Below are 4,166 nucleotides of genomic sequence, written 5' to 3' on the forward strand. Positions count from 1 at the left end.
CGGTGCGACACAGATCACAGTTGAATTGGAGCATGGCGGCATCACATATTTGCGTGTTCGCGATAACGGCTGCGGCATGGCACCGGAGGACGCACCGATTGCGTTTCGCCGCCATGCGACGAGCAAGATTCGCACGCGGGAGGATCTGAGCAGCATTGGCACGCTGGGATTCCGCGGCGAAGCACTTGCTGCCATCAGTGCCGTTGCGCGCGTCGAGCTGTTTACCAAACAGACCGGATGCATGGAAGGCGTTCATGTGGCGTTGGAAGGCGGAAAAATGACGGCAAATGAGCCGGCAGGCTGCCCGGACGGCACGACATTTCTCATCCGCGATCTGTTTTACAATACACCGGCGCGCATGAAGTTTTTGAAAAAAGACTTTACCGAGGCGGGATATATTTTATCTGTGGTCGAGCACGCCGCAGAAAGCCACCCGGAAATCAGTTTTCACTGCATTCGGGATGGAAAGAATGTGTTCCACTCTCCGGGAAACGGCAGCTTGAAAAATGCGGTATTCAGCGTATTTGGCAAAGAGCTGTCTAAAAATCTCATCGAGATGCCAGAGCATACACTTCATGACATTCGGGTTTGGGGATATATCTCCAAACCACATGCGCCGCGCTCCAATCGAACCTATCAGCACTTTTTCGTCAACGGACGATTTATCAAATCCAAGCTGATACAGGCGGCGATGGAGGAAGCATATCGCAACAGCATTATTACCGGAAAATTCCCCTATGGCTGTATTTGCCTGGAATTGCCGCTGGGACTGGTAGATGTCAATGTCCATCCGGCAAAGACAGAAGTAAAATTTGCGGAGGAGAAAAAAGTATTCTCCGCGGTTTACGCCGCAGTGAAAAATGCGCTGGCGGGAGAAGAAAATATTCCGGAGATTGAGGCGAAGCCGCAAAAGCCGCTGGCAGAGGTGCTGCCGACCCGGCAGCCGGAGCCGAAAGAAAAGACAGAAGTTATTTCTCGCTCGGCAATTCGCATGACACCGCAGCGTTCGGAACCGATGCACACGAAGATTGACCGGCTGGAGCAAGAAAGCACCTATCAGGCAGCTCCGGTGTCCAGAGGCAGCGCGTCACCTGCACCAAAGCGTTCGAGCTTTTTACCGTTTATTGACGTGGATGACCGAGATGAGCGCGTGCTGAGCAATATTGGCACACCAAAGCCAAAGCCGACCATTAAACCGACAAGGCCGGATGTTTTTGCAGAGCCGGTGTCGCAGATAACAAAACAGAGTGAGAAGTTGTCGCAGCCGGAAGTAGAACAGGTTCCGGAAAAAGAACCTGTTTCGGAACCGCCGAAAGAAACGTTGCTTGATGATATGCCAAAGGCTCATGTGATTGGCAGCTGCTTTGACACGTATATTTTGGCAGAAGATGCAAGTGGCTTGATTCTCATCGATAAGCACGCCGCGCACGAGCGCATTTTGTTCAATCAGCTGAGAAAACAAGTGGATATTCCGACACAGATGCTGTTGCAACCGGTTGTGGTCGATTTGTCCGGCGAGGAATATGCGGCGGTCATGGATGGTATGGAACAAATTCAATCGATTGGCTTTGCCATGGAACCGTTTGGACAGCACAGTGTTGCGGTGCGTGAAGCACCGGCATATATTGATGCCGGGGATCTGTCGATGACTGTCTCTGAAATGGCGCAAAAGCTGATGGATCGCCGCACGCCGGTACCCGACCGTCTGGATGATTTGATTCACACGGTTTCGTGCAAAGCGGCGATTAAGGGCGGCTGGAAAACCAGCATGGAAGAGCTGCAATCGCTGTGTGACCGCGTGCTGTCTGACCCAGAAGTGACCTGCTGCCCGCATGGCAGACCGGTGACAGTTCGATTGACCAAGTATGAGTTGGATAAGATGTTTAAGCGGGTGAATCAGTGATGAAACAGAAGCTTATTTGTATTGCCGGACCGACAGCTTCCGGCAAAACAGCATTGTCCATTGCGTTGGCGAAACAACTGGATACCGAGATTATTTCCTCGGATTCCATGCAGCTGTACCGCGGTATGGACATTGGAACAGCAAAGCCGAGTATAGAAGAACGAGATGGCGTTGTGCATCATATGTTTGATGTGGCAGACGCCGGAGAAACATTTTCTGTGGCGAAATATCAGCAGATGGCGGATGCCTGTGCGCAAGATATTTTGTCGCGCGGAAAAATTCCGATTGTGTGCGGCGGCACAGGATTGTATCTAGACGCACTCATTGAGGGCAGTGTATTTTCCGGTGACGAGACCAATTTGGAAGCGCGAGAAAAATACAACGCCATTGCGCGGGAACAGGGCGCTCATGCGCTGCATGAAATGCTGCGCGCTGTCGATCCAGTATCCGCACAGCGCATCCATGAAAATAATGTCAAGCGTGTTGTGCGGGCACTGGAAGTGTACGAGCAGACCGGCATGACGATTAACGAGTGGAACGAAAAGAATAAACGGCCAGAGCCAAAATACGATGCGATTTTGTTTGCGCTGTGTCCCTCTGACCGACAGATGCTGTACGACCGCATCGACCGTCGTGTCGATCAGATGGCGGAACAGGGACTTGTCGAAGAAACGGAACGCCTATGGAAGGGCGGAAAAATCGTTGGAACGGCGGGACAAGCCATCGGTTACAAAGAATTGGTGCCGTATCTGGAAGGGCGAGAGAGCTTAGACGTCTGTTTGGACACCCTCAAGCGGGCATCGCGCAATTATGCCAAGCGGCAGCTGACATGGCTGCGGCGAGACAAGCGCGTGCACTGGCTGCAATACGATGCGCCGGAAGATTTTTCCGGAATTCTTCAGCAAGTGACAGAAATTTTATCTGAACGTGGTGTAACATATTGAAAGTATCTCTATACATCACGGGAGGATTCTATTATAATGAAAACCGAAATCAATTTACAAGACACCTTTTTAAACAGGGCACGGCAGGACAGAGTTCCGTTGACGGTCTTTCTCACCAATGGATTTCAGCTGCGCGGTGTGGTGCGCGGATTTGACACGTTTGTCATTCTCTTTGACTGCGACGGAAAGCAGGAGATGATTTACAAACACGCCATTTCCACGGTGATTCCGCAGCGCAGACTGGAAATGAACGGCAGAAAGGAAACTGTCACGGCATAAGACCCTCTGTTCGGAGGAGTACTTTCTATGGCATTCAAAGGAAATCCGTTTCGGCGGAATGATTCCGATAAAACATCCAATAAAACATCCAATGTATGGCGGATCGGCGGGCTGCAACTCAACCGAGCACTTCGGATACCGATCATCATTTTTGTGATTATTTTTGTTTACAGCATTGCTGGATTTGCCATCAGTCATTACAATCCGGTCAAGACGACACCGGCACAGCAGGTATCTCTCGATGACTCTTTCTCTGCGAGCGGATATTTTATTCGACAAGAGCAGGCAGTAGATATTGCAGAAGGCGATACGGTGGAGTACAATTATTCTGATGGCGATAAAGTATCGAAAGGTGCGGCACTCGTCACCGAATATTCCAATCAGGATGCGCTGACTGTCAGTCGAGAATTAAAAAATATCACTGACAACATCGAACAGCTGGAGACATTCAGCTCGACATCTTCCACGACGACCAACTCCAGCCGTCTCAATCAGAAGATCATCGATCAGATGAATACACTGTGCGAGCAGGTAGAGAACGGTTCGCTGGGGCAGATTACCCCCATTACTTCCGAGCTTCGTCAGCTGATTTTAAAGAGCGGTTCGATTTCCGATAACAGCAAAGACATCAAAAAAGAGCTTGCCAGCTTGAAAAAACAGGCAGCTTCGCTGGAGTCGCGTCTGGACGGCAAGACGACCAGCATCTATTCTCCGTGTGCAGGCTATTTTTGCGAGTCCGCCGATGGATACGAGAGTATCTTTACGCCGGACGTTGTGGACAACCTGACGTTGTCCTCGTTGGAAAAGCTGGGACAAAAAGAGCCGAAATCAACATCCGGCAAGGGAAAAGTTGTATCCGGATACGTTTGGTACTATGCGGCGAAGGTCAGCGACACAGACGCTAAGAGCCTCAAACAGGGCAATACGGTCAAGCTTCGCTTTTCGCAGGTAAACCGAGATGTCTCTGCGACGGTGCAGGCAGTGCGCGATGATGAGAGCAGCGACAGCACGCTGGTCATTTTCCAGTCGGAAGATATGGA

Annotated in this window: 4 protein-coding genes; all 4 read left to right on the forward strand. The window is 50.8% G+C overall.

Going from position 1 to position 4,166, the window contains the following annotated elements; all coding sequences use genetic code 11:
- Window positions 1-1,903 (forward strand): DNA mismatch repair endonuclease MutL (gene mutL / locus ACR0P9_RS08490; protein WP_432619187.1); only part of this gene is annotated, 1,903 nt, incomplete at its 5' end.
- On the forward strand, window positions 1,903-2,847 hold the full coding sequence (gene miaA / locus ACR0P9_RS08495) for a tRNA (adenosine(37)-N6)-dimethylallyltransferase MiaA (protein ID WP_432619189.1): 945 nt from the start codon (window positions 1,903-1,905) through the stop codon (window positions 2,845-2,847). The genes mutL and miaA, both read left to right, overlap by 1 nt.
- A gap of 36 nt (window positions 2,848-2,883) precedes the next feature.
- Complete coding sequence (hfq, locus tag ACR0P9_RS08500; RefSeq protein WP_432619191.1) at window positions 2,884-3,126, forward strand: RNA chaperone Hfq; 243 nt, start codon at window positions 2,884-2,886, stop codon at window positions 3,124-3,126.
- Window positions 3,127-3,153: 27 nt separating this feature from the next.
- A partial coding sequence (locus tag ACR0P9_RS08505) for an HlyD family efflux transporter periplasmic adaptor subunit (RefSeq protein ID WP_432619193.1) occupies window positions 3,154-4,166 on the forward strand: 1,013 nt, incomplete at its 3' end.

The sequence above is a fragment of the Butyricicoccus sp. genome (assembly GCF_050872565.1).
GTDB lineage: Bacteria > Bacillota > Clostridia > Oscillospirales > Butyricicoccaceae > Butyricicoccus_A.